This window comes from Prevotella sp. tf2-5 (assembly GCF_900115435.1).
In the GTDB taxonomy this organism is placed as follows: Bacteria; Bacteroidota; Bacteroidia; order Bacteroidales; family Bacteroidaceae; genus Prevotella.
In genome coordinates, this window is the sequence record NZ_FOWK01000016.1 from 1 (window position 1) to 19,149 (window position 19,149).

The 19,149-nt window shown below is 48.0% G+C and carries 12 protein-coding genes and 1 rRNA gene; 3 read left to right on the plus strand and 10 right to left on the minus strand.

The features are described from left to right. The 7 genes from BM257_RS13770 to BM257_RS13800 form a co-directional block, all read right to left on the minus strand. Positions 1 to 155 (minus strand): 16S ribosomal RNA (locus BM257_RS13770); the annotation flags it as partial. A 406-nt stretch (positions 156 to 561) separates the two neighbouring features. Further along, the gene (locus BM257_RS13775; RefSeq protein WP_369821332.1) at positions 562 to 855 is read right to left on the minus strand and encodes a nucleotidyltransferase family protein; all 294 of its coding nucleotides are present in this window, start codon (positions 853 to 855) and stop codon (positions 562 to 564) included. A 251-nt stretch (positions 856 to 1,106) separates the two neighbouring features. Then, positions 1,107 to 1,550, minus strand: a complete 444-nt coding sequence (locus tag BM257_RS13780) for a hypothetical protein (RefSeq protein WP_092073877.1) — start codon at positions 1,548 to 1,550, stop codon at positions 1,107 to 1,109. 50 nt (positions 1,551 to 1,600) lie between these two features. Continuing rightward, entirely contained in the window at positions 1,601 to 7,594 is a 5,994-nt protein-coding gene (locus BM257_RS13785) for an FG-GAP-like repeat-containing protein (RefSeq protein ID WP_177216136.1), read from the minus strand. 7 nt (positions 7,595 to 7,601) lie between these two features. Next, complete coding sequence (locus tag BM257_RS13790; RefSeq protein ID WP_092073881.1) at positions 7,602 to 8,000, minus strand: T9SS type A sorting domain-containing protein; 399 nt, start codon at positions 7,998 to 8,000, stop codon at positions 7,602 to 7,604. 19 nt (positions 8,001 to 8,019) lie between these two features. Beyond that, complete coding sequence (locus tag BM257_RS13795) at positions 8,020 to 8,373, minus strand: hypothetical protein (protein WP_092073883.1); 354 nt, start codon at positions 8,371 to 8,373, stop codon at positions 8,020 to 8,022. A gap of 134 nt (positions 8,374 to 8,507) precedes the next feature. Then, positions 8,508 to 10,235, minus strand: a complete 1,728-nt coding sequence (locus tag BM257_RS13800) for a hypothetical protein (protein WP_092073885.1) — start codon at positions 10,233 to 10,235, stop codon at positions 8,508 to 8,510. Positions 10,236 to 11,326: 1,091 nt separating this feature from the next. Here BM257_RS13800 and BM257_RS13810 point away from each other — a divergent pair. Both BM257_RS13810 and BM257_RS13815 read left to right on the plus strand, forming a co-directional pair. Continuing rightward, positions 11,327 to 12,319, plus strand: a complete 993-nt coding sequence (locus tag BM257_RS13810; protein WP_092073889.1) for a malate dehydrogenase — start codon at positions 11,327 to 11,329, stop codon at positions 12,317 to 12,319. A gap of 146 nt (positions 12,320 to 12,465) precedes the next feature. After that, positions 12,466 to 13,560: a metallophosphoesterase gene (locus tag BM257_RS13815; RefSeq protein ID WP_092073891.1), complete on the plus strand. Its 1,095-nt coding sequence runs from the start codon at positions 12,466 to 12,468 to the stop codon at positions 13,558 to 13,560. Here BM257_RS13815 and BM257_RS13820 read toward each other — a convergent pair. From BM257_RS13820 to gltX, 3 genes are read right to left on the minus strand one after another with little or no spacing between them, the layout of a single operon-like run. Further along, positions 13,544 to 14,077, minus strand: coding sequence for a gamma carbonic anhydrase family protein (locus BM257_RS13820; RefSeq protein ID WP_092073893.1), 534 nt, complete (start codon positions 14,075 to 14,077; stop codon positions 13,544 to 13,546). The two genes, BM257_RS13815 and BM257_RS13820, sit on opposite strands and share 17 nt — an antisense overlap. 6 nt (positions 14,078 to 14,083) lie before the next feature. Further along, the gene (locus BM257_RS13825) at positions 14,084 to 15,307 is read right to left on the minus strand and encodes a 3-deoxy-D-manno-octulosonic acid transferase (RefSeq protein WP_092073895.1); all 1,224 of its coding nucleotides are present in this window, start codon (positions 15,305 to 15,307) and stop codon (positions 14,084 to 14,086) included. Between the two features lie 4 nt (positions 15,308 to 15,311). After that, entirely contained in the window at positions 15,312 to 16,829 is a 1,518-nt protein-coding gene (gltX, locus tag BM257_RS13830; protein WP_092073970.1) for a glutamate--tRNA ligase, read from the minus strand. A gap of 209 nt (positions 16,830 to 17,038) precedes the next feature. Here gltX and BM257_RS13835 point away from each other — a divergent pair, with 209 nt between their 5' ends. After that, positions 17,039 to 19,090, plus strand: coding sequence for an HD family phosphohydrolase (locus BM257_RS13835; protein WP_092073897.1), 2,052 nt, complete (start codon positions 17,039 to 17,041; stop codon positions 19,088 to 19,090). The last annotated feature ends 59 nt before the right edge of the window (positions 19,091 to 19,149 follow it).

Below are 19,149 nucleotides of genomic sequence, written 5' to 3' on the forward strand. Positions count from 1 at the left end.
CTGTGCCCTACTACGGGGAAGGTTGGATACGCGTTACTCACCCGTGCGCCGGTCGCCATCTGGAATAGCAAGCTATCCCAATGCTGCCCCTCGACTTGCATGTGTTAAGCCTGTAGCTAGCGTTCATCCTGAGCCAGGATCAAACTCTCCACTGTATAAATATCTTTCTATCCAATAAAGGATTGTCTCTGTCACAGAACGCTGTCATTATCCGGTAGTCAAGATGGATCTTATAAAGCACCTGTCATCTTCTTGACGGTTCGTAATTTTGTCTTACCCGAGTACCCGTAAAGGTACTCGCTTCTTGTACTACTACTTCTCTGTTTTATGCAAATCTTATCAAAGAACTCTTTCTCCAAACCAACGGGTCTCCCCGAAAGCGGATGCAAAGGTACGAACTTTTTCCGAATAAACAAATATTTTCCCGATATTTTTTCAGAAAACAGCGAAAAAAAACACGTCGGGTTGATTTATGTCAACCCGCCGACAGGGCTACACCTTATTATATTATATAAGGGAGAGGTTTGCCTGCCAAATATATGCTCTAAGCGCGTCTTGTCTCTAAGAGGTTCTCTCATAAATTAGGATTTTGTCACGATCGGCACTCTTACGGGCAAACGGTAGTAAGCCCTTTACTGTTACTAAATCGACATCAATGTGTAGTAGGTCTTGAAGATCGAGGTGCATGCCACTCAATTTAAACAGACCTACGGATTGTTCAGGTTGTATCAGTATGTCTATGTCCGAGTTTTCTGTCTGTTCGCCTCGTGCATAGGAGCCAAAAATCCAAGCCTTCACGACGGGTTGAGTCTTGAAGTAATCAACGATTTGCTGGGTTATTGCTTGGTAACTCATCGTACTATTTTTGTCTTATTCATTTGCAAAAATACGAAAAGATTTCAATAATGAGTCGTTTTTCCCTGTTTTTCTTTGAAAAAAGCACCTAAATTTCTATGTTTATGGGATTTTGATAACCTTTGCATGATGCATTTGGAATAACGGGGTCGGTTCTCAGTGATCCACCACAAAGGTACAACATTTCTTTCAAAAGACATAATATTTGGACATTCAGTGGATCAATGAGTCCCCGTTTTTTTGTCTTTGTTTTAAAATATAGGGAAGATTTTCATACCTAATATAAAAAACGCTATTCCTAAAATAAAAGCAAATGCACCAATAACCATCCATTTAATCTTTATTGAGTGCGGTTCCTGATCAAATTGTTCAAAATATGCCAAGCCCTTATTGCCTTCTAAAGAAGTAATTTGTGAGAAAAGGAAATATATACAGAGTAGTAATATTATATATATAATCTTATATATAAAATTACTTTTAATTAAATAAGCAAATTGTTCTCCTACCAAAAACACTATAATAGACAAAAATCCACTCGCATAAAGCATTATCATAAGGCAACATATCTTGAATCCTAATTGCCCTCTATAATAGTCTTTTCTTCCCACGTAGTATGTTGGGATATCCAATTCCCTTGTATAAAGGTAGATTCCAAAATATATTCTATTTATGTATTTTATAAGTTTCTCTTTCATGCAGCAAATATACAATTTTATTTTGATAAGTCAAATTTATTATAAATAAATTAATACGGGGATTGTATTTGCATAGGATAGAGTATGCGGTTGTTGTCTTGCATATCCTTCAATTGCTTCTTTAAATTCAACAATACCTGAATCTCGTAATAGCAACCACCAATATATCCAAACGCAACTCGTCCTATTTGTGCTCCCATAACAGCACCCCAAACAGCAGGTCCTGTTGTAAAAGCTCCTGTTTCAACAAATAATCCTCCCATTAAAGTTCCCCCGACATAAGCACCGACATACGCTCCTGTGTCACCCATGGCATTTTCATAAAAATTTTTTATGTCGTCCTCTTTGTAGGAGTTGTTAAATACCTTCATGGATAATTCTCCATAGTTAAGGACAATATTTACACCATTTGAAAACTTATTTATAGGTGTGGCAAATTCTCTAAACAGAGGAGGTCCATAGTTCTTAAATCCATTAGAGATATCTCCTATCATATTATTGTAATCATTGAACCATTGCTGATGCTCAAAATACTCTTCACGTGCTTTATTTATTGCCTTTTCTACATTTTTATCTGGAGAATCTGTATTAGAAATACAACCTCCGTTGCCTCCAACAGTCGTCCAATGGAATCCATATTTCATACCTGAGGTAGCGGTTGCTCCAACAGTTACACCTGCTGCTAAATAGGCATTCCCAGCCGTAAAGGTAAAACCAAAGGCTGTAGATCCAGCGATGGTAGATCCTGCAATACCACCGGCTAAACCTCCAAATACCACTCCAATATAAGTTAATGGTTCGCTATAATCCCAACTAAGGGGATTTAGTTCTCCTTGATTCATTGCTACACCACCAAGATATCCGCCAACCAATGCTCCAGCAATAATCAGCACATCGTCCCATCCAAAGATTTCCCCACTAGGATCATTATATTTCAGCGGATTATTGATGCAGTAACTGTATCTGTTGAAACTCTGCGAGAAGTCGGGCATCTGCACGTAGTTGTCGGGGGAGAGGAAACGTCCCAGCACGGGGTCGTAGAGGCGGCCGTTCATGTTGATGAGTCCGAACTCTGGCAGCATCTCATGACCCGTGTAGCCACGGTGGAAGCCGATGGTGTTGGTGGTGACGGTCTGCTTTCCCCATGCGTCATACTCCGCCTCGAAGACGGAGGTTCCTGACTCACTGAAGATGCGGGTGACACTGCCCAGATGGTCGGTGAAGGCACAGTAGAAACTGCCTGCGGGCTGGCTGCCCTCTATCACGTAGACACTGCCGTTGTCCAAGTAGTAGAAATGGCGGGTGGTGCCGTTCTCCGTGACACGCTCATAGTCGCCGGCGTAGAACGTACTCCTTATAACGGTGCCGTTCTGCCTGAGTACCGTCTTCCACCGCTCCTCGTCGGGACCGTATGTGAATGTCATGCCATAGGCTCCCTCCGTCAGCGACTCCACCTTGCCGAACGCCGTATAGGTCGCCTGCTGACTGGTGGAGGGGATATATCCTGCGGTATTGTCGGCAGCCGACACGGCATGGGGCTGCTGTCCTTCGTAATACAGGGCACCTACCCCCGTCTTGCCCTCGATGTTGCCGTTGTCTGCGTATTCCAGCTCCTGTACGGTGACGTTGTTCCTCCGAACCCTCACCAGACGGTCGAGGTCGTCGTACTCGAAGGTCTCCTGCTGGTCTGTCATCCCCGTACGGCTGAGCAGGTTGCCCGTGGCGCCGTCGAAGTTGAACGACATGCCGTGCAGGGAGCCGCCACCCGTAATCCTGGAGAGGTTCCTCACCGATATGTAGCCCCTGTTGTCATAAACGTTGTTAGATACCAGGGCGGGACTTGACTGCATGCTGCCGTCAGCGACAGTCCCCCCGTAGGTGACGGTCCTGGTCTGTCCCTCACTGCAGACCCGGCTCGCACAATGCCCGCCGATGTCGCTGCTCACCGGGTTGCCGTTGCCGTCGTATCCATAGTTCACCGTTACCCCCTGCGGGTAGTCCTTTGACGAGAGCCTTCCGTAACCGTCGTAGTGGTAGGTGAAGGTGACAGGTGTCTCACCTGTCATGCTCCGTGTCTCTGATGAAAGAAGCCCCTTGTTGTTATAGGCATAGCTGATGAGGCGGTCAGCGGTCTGTTCCCTGACGAGCCGCTCCTTGTCGTAGCCAGCCGTTCCGTAGGTGTAGGACGTGACGACTCCGCCACAGCTCCTTGCCGTCAGCCTGCCCACAGCGTCATACGTGTAGGAGGTCTCATTGCCCCTTGCGTCGGTCTGGCGGATGACACGTCCCATCGCGTCATACTCATAGGTACAGATACCAGCGTCCGGGTCGTCCAGCTCCGTCTGGTTGCCCGCCGCGTCATACTCCATGTACACGGTGGCGTCCCCGGAGGATGCGCTGGAGGGCTTGCCGTTGGAGTGGTAGGTGTACGACACGGAGGACACAGGATCGGTGGATGTCCTCACATTGCCCCATGCGTCATAGGTCCTCACATACTGCCTGTCATGGTCGGTGACGGTCGTCGTGCGGTTGCCGTAAGCGTAGGACACGCTCTCCCCGCTTGTGGAGGTACGGCTCACCATGCGCCCCAGTGCGTCATAACCCATTGACTCAGTAATGGTGAGTCCTCCTCTCTGTTTTGCCCTCGTAGTCAGTAATCCCTTGTTGTTATAGGTGTTTGTGGTCTTGATGACCGCGCCGCCGACACCCACGGTCTCACTGCTCAGCTCGTTATCAAGGGCGTCATACTGCGTCGTGACGGTACCGCCGCCTGCCTTGGTCTCCGTAATGATATAGCCGCTGTTGTTGACCGTGCGGCTGAAAGTGGTCTCCTCACCGGACGGTTTCGTCTCCCTGGTCACCATCCCGAAGCCGTTGAGGACATAGTTGGTGATCAGGGGCTGTGATGAGGGACCGGCATAAGTCAAGTCGAGAAGAGCCATCAACTCACCGAAGGCGTTCCTCCCGTAGTAGATAGTCGTTGAGGCGGGTGTCGTTGCTTTTTGTGTGAGGAACTTGTTGCCGGAGTACTGGTAGTTTGTCACCATCGGCGTGGTGATCCCTGCCCCGCTGACCGTCTCTTTCGTGACGTTACCGTAGGAGTCATAGACGTAGTCCGTGGTGAGTGCCAGCGGTGTTCCGTCATACTTGACTACCCTGGTGGGCAGCCCGTTACTGTTATAAGTGTATCTTGTCGTGGTGATGTACGGCTGCGAGGAGTCACTGTGCCTCTGTGTCTCTGTGACTGTCAAGGGTCTGTATGCCTTGCCTATCTTGCTGCCGGAATAGGTATACGCGGTCTGGCGGTACATGTTGCTTCCGCCGAACTCCGTCCGCTTCGTGTTGAGGTAGCCGAGCGTGGTGTTGTAGTTGTAGGTGGTGGAGGTCGTGTTGCCGTAGATGTCCGTCTCTGTCAGGGACGACGGATAGGACATGTGGTTGTAGCCGTAGCCGACGACGGTGCCCGTCGATGCTGACGTGGTGGTGAGTCCTCCCTGGGTGGTTGTCGTCAACGTGCTGACGGGGACATAGTACTGTGTGTTCCAGCCTGTCACCCTTGACGTGGTGCTTAATCCCGTATAGCTCTCGCTTGCCGTCTGCTCCGTGAATCCGAGGACTCCCCTTCCCTTCAGGTGGGCACGGAGTCCCTTGTAGGTGTAACCGGTCTGGCGGATGACAGAGGAGGCACCAGACTCCTTCATCTGTGAGACCACACACAATGGTGCCGCCACGTCAATGACGGGATAGACACTGCCCGTCCCCTTGGTATAGAGTTGGGTGGAGGTCATGGAGCCGTAGGTGAGGGAGGTCATACGTCCGTCACTGTTCCTGACGGACTTGACCCTGCCGTCGGAGATACTCTGGGTGGAACAGCTGTAGAGATGCATGGAGGGGGCGACATTGGCATTGACACCGTTGTAGCAGTCATAGCCGTAGTTCATCACGTCAAGCCATCCCTGACCCTTGAAGTCACCGACACAGATATGTCCTGCCTTTGCGTCGCTCTCACGGTTGGAGGTGGCGGTTTTCTTATGTATCAGCCTCGTGCCGTCGGAAAGGAACCAGTGGGTATAGGCTTTCGTGAATATCGGGAGGTATGACGCGGCGTTGATGACGACATCGGATTTCCCGTCATGGTCAAGGTCCGCCACGAGGAACATCCACGTGCCACGGTCTGTGTTGCTGGGCATTACCGTATAAGGCAGGGTGTAGGCAAGCCTTCTTGTGAAGGTGCCGTCACCGTTGCCCAGGGAGAAGTATATCCTGTTGCTGCCATGGTCGTTCCAGATAAAGTCCGGGATGCCGTCACCGTTGAAGTCCCCCTGCTCTATGCGGTGGTGGACATCCGACAGGCTGACGAGGGTGCTGCTGTCCGTAAAGCTGTTGGCTGAGACAACGCCTCCCTGCCCGTAGAAAACCCGGTACCCGTCGTCGCAGATGACGAGCAGGTCGGCAATCCCGTCCCCGTTGTAGTCGCCCGTGAAGAGCTTGCGGGGCTTGCCGGTCAGGGTCAAACTGATGTTGTGGATATTTTCCTGGGCATTAATATGGGCGATGTGGCATAAGTATCTGCCGTTTGCATGCTGCTTCTCCAATACGATCAGGTCGCTCTTGCCGTCACAATCGATGTCTGTGATAGAATAGAGGGGCAGTTCATAGGAATTTGTCAACGTGAATCCCATCTGACTGATGAGGGCACTGCCTGTGGCGATGTTCTTGCCCAATGCATAATGGAAGTAGAAGGCGTGATTTCCTGAGGGGGTCGCGTTGGTGCTGCCTGGAAGTATCAGGTCATTAATCCCGTCCCCGTCAATATCAGCAACACACATGCCACCCTTTTGGAAAGTCCAGTCTCCGATTGAAATGCCCTCAGGAAAGCGGAGAAGTATCGGACTTTGAAGGCTTGCAGCCCCACCGCTCACAGCAGAGCGGTAGATATGGGCATAGGTGTATAGGCTCCAACTGCTGGCATTGGCATAGTGGTATGCATATTCCTTGACAGGAGACAGATGAACCAGGTCACTGACACCGTCCCCGTTGAAATCAGCGGCTATAAGGAACCGCTCTCCATACTCATGAAGGTTGTCGTCCTCGGGTATGGTGATTCCCGGCGATGAGGATGCGGGGGTAAGGGACGGAAGGTAGTTCCAGTCCAGCGTGATCCTCCTGCTGCCGTTGCCGTTCTCTCCCGTCTCTGTGATATAGGTCAGGCGGGAGTATTTGGTGGTGGAGGCGTCGGAGGTTGAGTTGTAGGTCATCGTATAGGTGCGGTAGACGCTGTTGCCCGCCTTTGAGGCGATGCTCCGCAGCCGTCTTCCCACGTATCCTCTTTGTCCGTTCAGGGCGAACGCTATGGTGTCCGTACGGCTCTCATACTCAAAAGTGACACTGTTGCCGCTGCCATAGCTGATGGTCTGGGGATACAGGTACCTGTCAACGGTCTGGTACTGATAGGTGATAGTCTGTCCAAGTGTGTTGGTACCCTTGCTGATAAACCATGCGTACGGGACCTGCGAGGAGGACACGGTGGTCGTCTGCTGGGTTCCTGAGGCATGCCCGAACTCATAGGTCATCCCGTCGTTGGTGTCAGCAGAGAACCAGCTGCTTGTTGAGACGGTCGACCCATGGAGGGTCAGTGTCGTGAAAGGCTCTCCCTCAGGGGAATAGACGGCGCCGTCAGTACCTTCCGTGCCGGAGACCTTTATCAGCCGCTTGCCGTCCAGGTAAAGGGCGTCGGATGTGGTGTACTTGATACCCTTAGGCGTCTCATTGTACAAATAGCTCTTAACGCCGCGGGTGATGACGGAGATGCCCGTGATGCTGCACCCGTAACCCACGACGCCGTTTCCGGACTGGCTGTTGTATGAAAGGGCGATGGACGGCTGAAGGTCGCCGACACCCTTCGGTGTCTGTATCTGTACTGTGTACGACGCTCCTCCTGTCGCGGTCACCGCTGCTGTCCCGTCCAGGCGGTCCTGGCTGAGAACCGCAATGGGGAATGCCATCATCAATGAGAGCATTCCTGATATATACTTACCTTTCATAGTATGGTTATTTCTTGATAATCTTAATACTCTGTTCTTTCTCCTTATATATAATATGGAGGATATAGACGCCCTGGGGCAGACCACTGACATCCACCTTGCAAGCCGGTGTGTTGGAGACTCCCGTTACCGCCGTGTCGCCGAAAACACCCTGTAAGGTGTATTTGAACTCACCTGAGAAACCGGCATCTTCCTCATAGGTTATCTGGAGGATGTCTGAAACAGGATTGGGAGCGGCGGAAAAGGACAAGGCATCATCCGTCGCCGCCGCCCTCCGGGACACCGTCATCAGCGACCTGCCGGTACGGTTGCCAGAGGCGTCATAGTCATACGCCACTTGCTGGGCATGTCCCAGCAGTGGCAGCATGACTGAAATCAGGATTAAAATCCAACGTGTGTTGTTCATGACTATAATGTTTATGAAATTACAATTCTATCTCTCCTGAGAACACCCAATTACCTTTGAATAATTGCAGGGTATATTCACCAGATAATGTACTTGGCAAAATAACAGAGGTTGATCCGGCTGGGATATCCACCTCATATACCACCTCACCTTCATCCAGCAGTTTTATAACACAATCCTCTTCAAAAGCACTGAAAGTGAGGGTGTAATCCTCTAAATAGACAGCAGGTGGCTGAATTGGGGTACGTTGTCTCCCTGTGCCTATGGGATTGGGATTATTGTAATTTACTTGAAAATTAATCCACCCATTTGCATTGGTGGTCAGTGTTACTGCGAAGAAGCAGCATAAAAGAAATAACTTTTTCATCATCATTTGTAGTGTTTAAATTGATGATGCAAAAGTAAGCCAACAAAATCAATGTGACAAATTAATTGATTACACTTTTTACACAGGGGCCCCAAGATGTACTAGTAACAAGCTGTATATTAACAACTTAATGTCTTTATTTATATGCGTCTCAGATTCGCCTCTAATCCTTGCGCACCTTTTTCTTGGAACAATTTCACATTTATCCTGCTGCGGATATTAGTAATACGCTGAGAGGTTAACCCCATAATAACAACCATTTCTGATGGGATAAACCTTAATTTGCAAAGAATACAGACAAGAATCTCTTTGTCAGTAAGATTATTGTTAGTGGTAATAAACTGATAGAAGTCCGGAAGGTGCTCTGAAACAGTTCTCATCAAATCGTTCAACTCCGCGCTGCTGGCAAGTTTTGCTTTGCTTGCCAGCTGATGCAAGTGATTTATAATCTCACTATTCAGTAATGCCTGCTCAATATTCCATTTATCCGGACTGGACTTATCCGACTGATAGACGGACAGCGTCTGCTTCAGACCCTCTATCTCCTTTTGCTTCTCTAACTGATACGTTTCAAAACCGCCTTTCAAGGATTCCAACTCCGCAAGTGACTTGTTGTATTGGTATAATATCGAAGTATATCTGGAATTAGTCTCTGCTATTTCCTTGATTCTCCTCTTCCTTTGCAACAGGATATATTTATAAATAAGGTAGGCGACCAAACATATTATGATGCCAATTATGTAGAGGAAAGTCTTTAGCCGTTCAGCCTCCTTTTCTTTCTCTGCGGCAAGACGCAGATTCTCATTGTAATCATACAATGCCTGCATCTTGACTATCTCTTGCGAGGAACTCTTTAGACTGACTGAGTCGTTGGCTTGAGTAAATAGAAAGGCATATTTCATCACAGAGTCAGCTTGTCCTATTGCTTTATAGGTTCTCGTTAATCCCTCATAGGCTGCTTGTAGATTCTCGATTTTCGGGAAATCTGCCAATTTCTTATAAAAGTATAACGCAGAGTCATTTCTTCCTTTTCCCTCATAGTATAAGGCTTTATAATAATAGTAGAACTCATGTCCAGTCTCAATGCTGTCTCCTTTCATCCAACCTGAATTATGTTCTAAAAAGTCCATTGCAATTTTTGCCTGTTCAAACCTTTTCTGACGGAGTAAGATGTCTATAGCGGTAGGCAATACTGTTGCTGCCAAATCCTGATGCCCCATCCTCACATACTCCTTGGCTGATGTTTGGCTAATAAGTAATGCGGAATCCATCTTATTCAGCATATGATATGAACCAGAGAGGTAATAGTAATATCCGATTGCCACTAAAGAATCTTTTGCTTTCAATGCTAAACGATATGCTTCGCGATTTGCTTCCAGAGCCAGTTGGGGAGTGCGTTGCTTATTGAAAAGCTCAGCCATTTGGGCATATATACGGCTTAGTGTTCGGACTTCTGTCAAATCTGTAGTATCTGCATATCCAGACGCTTTTCTAAAATACGCCAAGGCAACAGGTGAATTGCCCCGATCCCTATGGATGCAACCCATCATATAGTTCGCCATCATCTTATCCGCATGGTTGCCATGTAACTCATAATAATCTACGACGGTATCTATAACAGTGATGGAGTCTAAAGGAATGAAAGCCTTGTTTAATGCCTGTACTCTCAGGAGTTCATACCTCATCCGATATTTCTTTGGCATTTCATCTTTTGATGCTTTCATTCTGTCTAAGAGACGCAAAGCGGAGTCTGGCATATCATTCTCTATCAACTCACCGATGACAGAGAATTGACTGTACTTCCCATGCTCAGTGCATGAGGGAAGCAGAAAGACGAACAATATGAGAAGATACCCCAAATGTTTCATGTCTGCAAAGGTACGTCTTTTATCTCTTTCTACAAAACATTTGGACAGGAATGTGGAGCTTTCAGAGTACCACTATTTCCCTACACGTAATTTTTAAAACCCTTGTCACCGTTGCCGCCTTGCAAAAGTATTTGATTGTCAAGGGATTGCGGGTAACAACATAGCGGCAACGGTGACAACGATATCTCCTATGAAAGTAAATTCAGTGTGTTTATTCAGTAAATTCAGTGAATTTACTCACCAAATTCAGTGAATTTACTGAGATAGGAGATATCGGAATAAAAAGCAACTAACAGGGGTGTTTTACGAAGGCGGCACCTCCTGCCTGCGAAGGTGCCGCTTCCTCGGGTCGAAGGCGGCACATTCGACCCTTGAAGGTGCCGCCTTCATAGGGGAAGGGTTCAGGGTGAAGGGTTCATGGTTCACGGTTCACGGTTCAGGGTTCACGGTTCATGGTTAAGGGTTCAGGGTTAGGGGTTAAGGTGATTAGCAAATGAAGGCTTTAATTGGGTCGAATAAAGCCTTTAATCGGTATGAAAGTGGGCTTTAGTCGGTAACAAAACAACAGTTAGTCGGTAGGAAAAGGGGCTTCAGTCGGTAACTGATTTTTATGAATTTTCGAAAAACATATAACCTTATAACATGATGTGGCTCAAATACCGATAAACAGGGGCTTTGCGGTATGTTAGATGTTCTAACAACATATAACATACATATAACATGGATATATCTTTTTTGGTGAGATGTATGTTAGATGTATGTTACATGTTTGAGCAACATATAACATGCTTCAAACCCTTTGTACAAGGGCGTTTGAAGGGGGTCATGTTATATGGTTATATGTTTTTGAGACATCTCCCCCCCCAAGGGAGGCTTTTGCGGCTGCAGCGATGCTACTTGCCGCATTCATAGTTTGGGGTGTGCTGGGTAGTGTTAGTGACAAAGCACATAATATTTGTCATACGGACATTACAAAGGAGGTCATTTTCAGAATAAATAACATATTTAATTAGGAATTGAGAACGGAGAATTGAAAAATATTTGTAACTTTGCAACCATTCAAGAACAATTAAAACGTAAAGAATAGAACTATGGCATTTTTAACAAACGACAAATTGACCATCGTCGGCGCAGCCGGTATGATTGGTTCAAACATGGCACAGTCAGCCCTGATGATGGGTCTGACAAGTGAGATCTGTCTTTATGACGTTTTCTCTCCAGAAGGTGTGGCAGAGGAAATGCGCCAGAGTGGTTTTGATGATGTGAACATCGTTGCCACCACTGATGCAGAGGAAGCTTTCAAGAACGCTAAGTACATCATCTCATCCGGTGGTGCACCCCGTAAAGCCGGTATGACCCGTGAGGATCTGCTTGCCGGCAACTGTAAGATTGCCGAGGAGTTAGGACAGAATATCAAGAAGTACTGTCCAGACGTAAAGCACGTAGTGATTATCTTCAACCCCGCTGACCTGACTGGTCTGGTAACCCTGTTGTACTCTGGTTTGAAACCAGGACAGGTAACAACGCTTGCCGGTCTGGACACCACACGTCTGCAGAGCGCCCTCGCCAAGAAGTTTGGTGTGATGCAGAACCAGATTACCGGATGTGCCACCTATGGTGGACATGGTGAGCAGATGGCAGTATTCGGCAGCCATGTAGAGATCGCCGGTCGCAAGCTGACCGACATCATCGGCACCGCAGAGTTCCCTGCAGAGGAGTGGGAGCAGATGAAGATTGACGTGACGAAGGGTGGCGCGAAGATCATCGAGCTTCGTGGACGCAGCTCCTTCCAGAGCCCCTCATACCTGAGTGTTGAGATGATTCGTGCAGCCATGGGCGGTGAGCCCTTCCGTTTCCCCGTTGGTACCTATGTGAAGACAGACAAGTACGACCACATCATGATGGCTATGAAGACTACCATGACCGCCGAGGGTGCCAAGTTTGAGGTTCCACAGGGCACTGCTGAGGAGAATGCCAAGCTCGACCAGAGCTATGAGCACCTCTGCAAGATGCGCGACGAGCTGGTAACCCTGAACATCGTACCACCTATCGCAGAGTGGAGCAAGATTAACCCGAATCTGTAATCGAGTATTTTTTAAAAATAGAAAGAAAGGCGTTCGCTATCATGCGAACGCCTTTCTTCTTTCAACCGATAAAAAAGTATAAAAGATAGAACGGTCCTCCCTATAGTCAGCAACAAATATCGTATCTTTGCAGGCAAAATCATAACATGAAAGCTATGTGGATGTTACTTTTCATGGGACTGCCCCTTCTTGCCATTGGCTATATAGGCTGGCACCTCTGGTGCTTGTTGCCCTTGTCTGCTATCTGGAAGACAGTGGTCATTATCGTGATGGCAGGTTGTTTCCTGCTCACCTTCGCCAACTTCTCACGTTCGACAGACGGTATGCCGATGCCTGTTGCCATCACCTGCTACGAAGTGGCGAACTCAAGCCTCATCATCCTGCTCTATCTGTTCATGCTCTTCCTGGTGCTAGACCTGGGAAGACTCGTCCGTCTTCTTCCCCGCACCATATTATATAACAACTGGGGCACCACTATTGGTATTGTCGTCCTGATGACGGTTATCTTCACCTACGGCTACTTCCACTATAAGCATAAGTATCGTGAGGATATCCGGCTCACCACAGAGAAGTCAATGGCAAAACCCATCAAATTAGTGATGATGAGCGACTTACACTTAGGCTATCACAATCGCAGGGAGGAGTTGCGGCGCTGGGTGGATATGATGAACGAGGAGCATGCCGATGCTATCCTGATAGCAGGCGACATCATTGACATGAGTATACGTCCTTTGAAAGAGGAGAAGATGTATGAGGAGTTCAAACGGTTGAACGCTCCCGTATATGCTTGTCTGGGCAATCACGAATACTACAGTGGGGAGCCTGATGCCCAGAAATTCTACGAGCAAGCAGGTATTCATCTCTTGCGAGACAGTTGCGCAGTGGTCGGCGACCTCTGTGTTATTGGGCGTGACGACCGTACCAACCAGCATCGTAAGACCTTGGCGGATATCATGAAACAAGCGGACCGTTCGAAATTCACGATCCTCCTCGACCACCAGCCCTACCATCTAGAGCAGGCAGAGCGACAGAAGATTGATTTTCAGTTTAGCGGTCATACCCATCACGGACAGGTATGGCCAATCTCCTGGATTACGGAAAACATCTACGAATGTGCGTTTGGCGCCCACCAAAGAAGCGGCACACGATATTATGTCAGTTCGGGAATAGGTATCTGGGGAGGTAAGTTCCGTATAGGGACACGCTCAGAATATATCGTGGCGACTATTTCTCACCAGTAAAACGGCACTCAGGATTCTCATCCATATAGTATTTTGAGTATGCCACATAGTGCTCCGCATTATCCGTCTGCCCCGGACGGGTGGGTTTGATATATTTAGCCGGTACGCCACCCCATATCTCATGAGGTCCGATCTTCGTGTTCTGCAGTACCAAAGCACCTGCTGCGACAATAGCGCCCTCACCGATCTCACAACCGTCAAGCAACGTAGCACCCATCCCGATTAAGGCATGGTCGTGGATGGTACAGGCATGAACAGTTACGTTATGCCCGATCGTCACATAGTTGCCGATATGCGTCGGACCCGTCTCATGAGTCACATGAACACAAGAGCCGTCCTGCACATTGGTACAATTACCTATCGTAATAGGAGCCACATCACCACGCACCACCGCATTAAACCACACAGAGCACTCGTCACCCATCGTCACGTCACCTACGATGGTAGCGTTCTCACTAAAATAGCAATCCTTTCCCCATTTAGGAGTCAGACCACGATATGATTTGATTAAAGCCATCTTTCCTTACAATTTTACCTCTGAGAGAATCTTCGCTGTGGCACCAGTCATCTGCTCCACATAGGCGCCCGCTTTCTTACCAGCCTCAGCAATAGCGTCTGTATTATTGATAAAACGTTGCATGACAGACTCGAAATCCGCAGCATCCTTTATCTCAAGACCTCCGCCACAAGCCTTCAGTCCCTGTGCCTCCTGGAAACGCTGGTTGTTAGGTCCGAAGATAACAGGCATATCCCATACTGCAGCCTCCAGCGTGTTATGGATACCAACGCCAAAACCTCCTCCGATATAAGCGACATCCCCATAATGATAGATGCTGGAGAGCAGACCGAAGCAGTCGATGATCAACACCTCTGCCTCTTGAAGAGGAGCGTTCTCGGAGAGTTCAGAATAGCGAACCACCTTGCGACCCTCCAATTTCCTCATGATCTGCTGCAGGTGCTCCTCACCAATCACATGAGGGGCGATAATCATCTTCCAGTCAGGATGGGCATTGAGATAAGGGATGAAGATATCCTCGTCTGGTTGCCAACTGCTACCAGCCACAAAAGTCTTACCCTTCTTCACAAACGACTCCACGACAGGCAGGTGCTTGGCAGCCTCCTTAATCTGCAACACGCGGTCAAAACGAGTATCACCTACGATAGAGACATCCGTAATACCTATCTTGGCAAGCAAGTCCTTACTTATCTGGTTCTGGACATAGAAATGGGTGAAACATCTCAACACATGAGCATATTGTCTGCCATACCACTTGAAGAACACCTGGTCAGGCCGGAAAATACTGCTCACGCTATATACTGGCACCTGCCGGTGTTTCAGGATATGCAAATAGTTATACCAGAACTCATACTTGATGAAGAAAGCCATCACCGGACGAATGGTACGAAGGAAACGACGCGCATTGGTTATCGTGTCCAGAGGCAGATAACAGATAATATCGGCGCCTCCGTAATTCTTACGAACCTCATAACCCGAGGGAGAGAAAAAAGTCAAGAGGATCTTATATTCCGGATGCTCCTTGCGCAATTGCTCCATTAACGGTCTACCCTGCTCAAACTCTCCCAGTGAAGCCGCATGAAACCACACATACTTCGCCTGTGGGTCGACCTTCTCCTGTAGTATGCGGATAGCATCACGCTCCCCCTGCCACATTTTGCGCACCTTCTCTTTGAAAAGGCTGACAAGGACAACACCAAGTTGATAGATATATATAATGAGGTTATACATATGCTTAGCCTAACACTGCAATAGCCCGTTTCATTCGCTGGATAGTCTCTTCCTTACCCAAGAAGGCAGAGATGTCGAACATACCCGGTCCCTTACCTTCGCCGACCAGCGTCAGTCGCCAGGCATTCATGATGTTCCCAAGCTTGTACTCTTTCTGTTCTATCCACTGGTGTACGATTTGCTCCTGGTTCTCCAAGGAGAAATCATCAATGCCTTCCAACACACCCACCAACTCGGTCAACTGCTGGGCGCTGTCTTCCTTCCACCGCTTCTTAGCCGTCTTCTCATCATACGTCGTGGGAGCCTCGAAGAAGAAAGAACAGAGAGGCCATAGCTCCTTGACGAAAGACACACGGTCTTTCATCATGGCAACGACCTGCAGGATACGCTCGGAAGAGTCCTTTACCCCATGCTCACGACAGATGGGCTCAAACAAAGAGGCGATCTCCTCTGGTGATTTCTTCAGGATATACTCATGGTTAAACCATATCCCTTTGTCGTATGCGAACTTGGCACCAGCTTTCGAGCACTTCGAAATGTCAAACAACGGAACCAGCTCCTCCAAGGTAAACAACTCCTGCTCAGTACCAGGATTCCACCCTAACAGAGCGAGGAAATTAATCACAGCCTCTGGGAAATAACCATCTTCACGATAGCCACGTGATATCTCACCTGTCTTAGGATCTTTCCATTGCAAAGGGAATACGGGGAATCCCAAACGATCACCATCACGTTTCGACAGCTTTCCCTTTCCATCCGGTTTCAACAACAATGGCAGATGGGCAAACTGCGGCATGCTATCCTCCCAGCCAAAGGCACGGTAGAGCATCACATGCAAAGGAGCAGAAGGCAGCCACTCCTCACCACGGATGACATGCGAGATCTCCATCAGATGGTCATCAACGATATTGGCAAGGTGATAGGTGGGCAGCTCGTCAGCACTCTTATACAGCACCTTATCGTCAACGATATCACTCTTCACACGCACCTCACCACGGATGAGGTCGTTGACCAGGATCTCCTCTCCCGCCTCTACCTTGAAGCGAACCACATACTGCTTGCCATCAGCAATCCGCTGCTCCACCTCCTCTTTCGACAAGGTCAGCGAGTTACACATCTGCTGACGGGTATGGCAGTCGTATTGGAAATTCTGCACTTCCGCACGTTTCGCCTCCAGTTCCGCAGGAGTATCGAAGGCAATATATGCCTTACCAGCGTCCAGCAGCTGCTGGACATATTTCTTGTAAATGTCACGACGCTCACTCTGACGATATGGTCCTTTGTCTCCTCCGAAGGACACTCCCTCATCAAACTTGATACCCAGCCATTTGAATGACTCGATGATATATTCCTCTGCACCAGGTACAAAACGAGTGGAGTCGGTATCCTCGATACGGAACACCAGGTCACCACCATGCTGACGTGCGAACAAATAATTATACAGTGCCGTACGCACTCCTCCTATATGCAAAGCACCCGTGGGACTGGGGGCAAAACGCACCCTAACTCTTCTATCTGTCATCATATCTATATGGTATCATTTATAAAATTGGTGCAAATTTACACATTTTTTTTGATATATAAGGCTTTTTCCTTTTTTTTCCGTATCTTTGAGACAAGTCTCGAAGATACTCACGCATTCCCGAACTTCGTTCGCCTACCCGTAGCCTTTCAAAAAAACTCAAGATTCTCTTGGTTTTTTGCTCACTTAATCGTATCTTTGCAAATAGAATGAACACGAATTTCAATTTCAAAGAAGAACAGACATGGCGCAACTACGTGATGCGTGCCGTGCTGATTGTCTTGTCCATCGGACTGATTGTATGGGCAATGCCTCACGACAATCAAACTTATTTCCATATCGAGAAAGGCAAACCATGGAAATATGCTGATTTCACGGCTCCTTTTGACTTTCCCGTTTATAAGTCTGATGAAGTCATCCGTGCTGAGAAGGACAGCCTGATGAAATCCTATGAGCCCTATTACCAATTCAATCAGGAAAAGGAGGCGCAGATGGTCAGCAGGTTCAACAAGGATTATGCCGAAGGGATTCCCGGACTGGAAATGGAGTACCTCAAAATCATCTCCAACCGGTTACACAGCTTGTATCAGCAAGGGATTATGACGCCAGGCGACTATTCCGAGTTACGCACAGATACCACAAAGATGATTCGTGTGGTAAACGGGAAACAAGCTAACAGCGTCTCTATCTTGGAGGTCTATTCCACCAAGACAGCCTACGAGCAGCTGTTCCAAGATGAAATCCTTGCCCTACAACGTCCTGTTCTCCAGAAATGTAACCTCAACGACTATATCGCACCCAATCTCATTTATGACAAGGTTCGCAGTGAGAGCAGCATCAACGACCTGATGTCAAGCATTGCTCTTGCGACAGGTGTCATTCAGAAAGGACAGAAGATCGTTGGACGAGGAGAGATCGTTACAGACAAGACCTATCGTGCAATGGAGTCGTTTATGAAAGAGAACGAGAGACTGCATCAGGACGACACCCAGAACCAGTTTGCACTCCTCGGACAGATCCTCTATGTATCGATCCTGTTCATCGCCTTCACATTCTATCTCAGACTGTACCGGAAAGACTATCTCGTCAAGTCGAGGAAGATCATGATGGCTTATGCGCTGATCGCCCTCTTCTCCATCATGACGGCATTGTTCATGCGCAACACCTTTATCCATGTGTATATCCTACCCTATGCCATGGTACCTATTTTCATCCGCGTGTTCATGGACTCCCGTACTGCCTTCATGGCACATTGCGTCATGGTACTTATCTGCGCCGTTATGCTCGCCCACTCCTTTGAGTTCATCGTCGTGGAAACGATAGGCGGTCTGGCTGCCATCACTTCTTTGAGGGAACTCTCCCAACGCTCACAGTTGTTCAAGACTGCCATCTTCATCACATTAGCCATGATGGCTGTCAACCTGTCGTTCGACTGGATGCGGACAGACTCGTTATCGAAGATCGACTACAGCACATACAACTTCCTCATCATCAACGGTATCGCATTGTTATTTGCCTATCCACTCCTTTATTTGATAGAGAAGGCATTTGGCTTTACGAGCGACATCACCCTGATAGAACTGTCGAACACCAATAATCCGCTGATACGACAGATGAGCGAGATAGCCCCAGGCACCTTCAACCACTCTATCCAAGTGGCAAACCTTGCCGGCGAGATTGCCAACAAGATAGGGGCAGAGGCACAACTGGTACGTACAGGGGCTTTGTATCACGATATCGGCAAACTGACAAACCCTATTTACTTTACAGAAAACCAGTCGGGTATCAATCCGCATGAGATGCTGACAGAGATAGAGAGCGCACAGATGATTATCAGTCATGTGACGGAAGGACAGAAAATGGCAGATAAATACAACCTGCCCAAAGAAATCCGTGACTTCATCTCCACACACCACGGACAGGGCAAGGCGAAGTTCTTCTATATCAAGTATCATAACGAGCATCCCGACGAGCCTGTCGACGACCTGCTGTTTACCTACCCAGGTCCCAATCCGTTCACCCGTGAACAGGCTATCCTGATGATGGCGGATACCGTAGAGGCAGCCTCACGCTCTTTACAGGAGTATACCGAGCAGAATATCCGGGAGCTCGTCAACCGCCTGATCGACACACAGGTCAGTGAGGGTTATTTCCGTGAGTGCCCGATTACCTTCCGTGATATCCAGTATGCTAAGACGGTGGCTATCGAGAAACTGAAAACCATCTATCATACACGCATCAGCTATCCTTCTGAGAAATAATCAAAACACATTGCGCATTTTGTGACGTTTTGTGCATCGTTTTTATGCACAAAATGCAC

Coding starts and splice junctions, on each gene's coding strand:
- BM257_RS13810 (WP_092073889.1), top strand. CDS start 11,327: ATGGCATTTTTAACAAACGACAAATTGACCATCGTCGGCGCAGCCGGT.
- BM257_RS13790 (WP_092073881.1), bottom strand. CDS start 8,000: ATGAACAACACACGTTGGATTTTAATCCTGATTTCAGTCATGCTGCCA.
- BM257_RS13820 (WP_092073893.1), bottom strand. CDS start 14,077: ATGGCTTTAATCAAATCATATCGTGGTCTGACTCCTAAATGGGGAAAG.
- BM257_RS13795 (WP_092073883.1), bottom strand. CDS start 8,373: ATGATGATGAAAAAGTTATTTCTTTTATGCTGCTTCTTCGCAGTAACA.
- BM257_RS13815 (WP_092073891.1), top strand. CDS start 12,466: ATGAAAGCTATGTGGATGTTACTTTTCATGGGACTGCCCCTTCTTGCC.
- BM257_RS13775 (WP_369821332.1), bottom strand. CDS start 855: ATGAGTTACCAAGCAATAACCCAGCAAATCGTTGATTACTTCAAGACT.
- BM257_RS13835 (WP_092073897.1), top strand. CDS start 17,039: ATGAACACGAATTTCAATTTCAAAGAAGAACAGACATGGCGCAACTAC.
- gltX (WP_092073970.1), bottom strand. CDS start 16,829: ATGACAGATAGAAGAGTTAGGGTGCGTTTTGCCCCCAGTCCCACGGGT.
- BM257_RS13785 (WP_177216136.1), bottom strand. CDS start 7,594: ATGAAAGGTAAGTATATATCAGGAATGCTCTCATTGATGATGGCATTC.
- BM257_RS13825 (WP_092073895.1), bottom strand. CDS start 15,307: ATGTATAACCTCATTATATATATCTATCAACTTGGTGTTGTCCTTGTC.
- BM257_RS13780 (WP_092073877.1), bottom strand. CDS start 1,550: ATGAAAGAGAAACTTATAAAATACATAAATAGAATATATTTTGGAATC.
- BM257_RS13800 (WP_092073885.1), bottom strand. CDS start 10,235: ATGAAACATTTGGGGTATCTTCTCATATTGTTCGTCTTTCTGCTTCCC.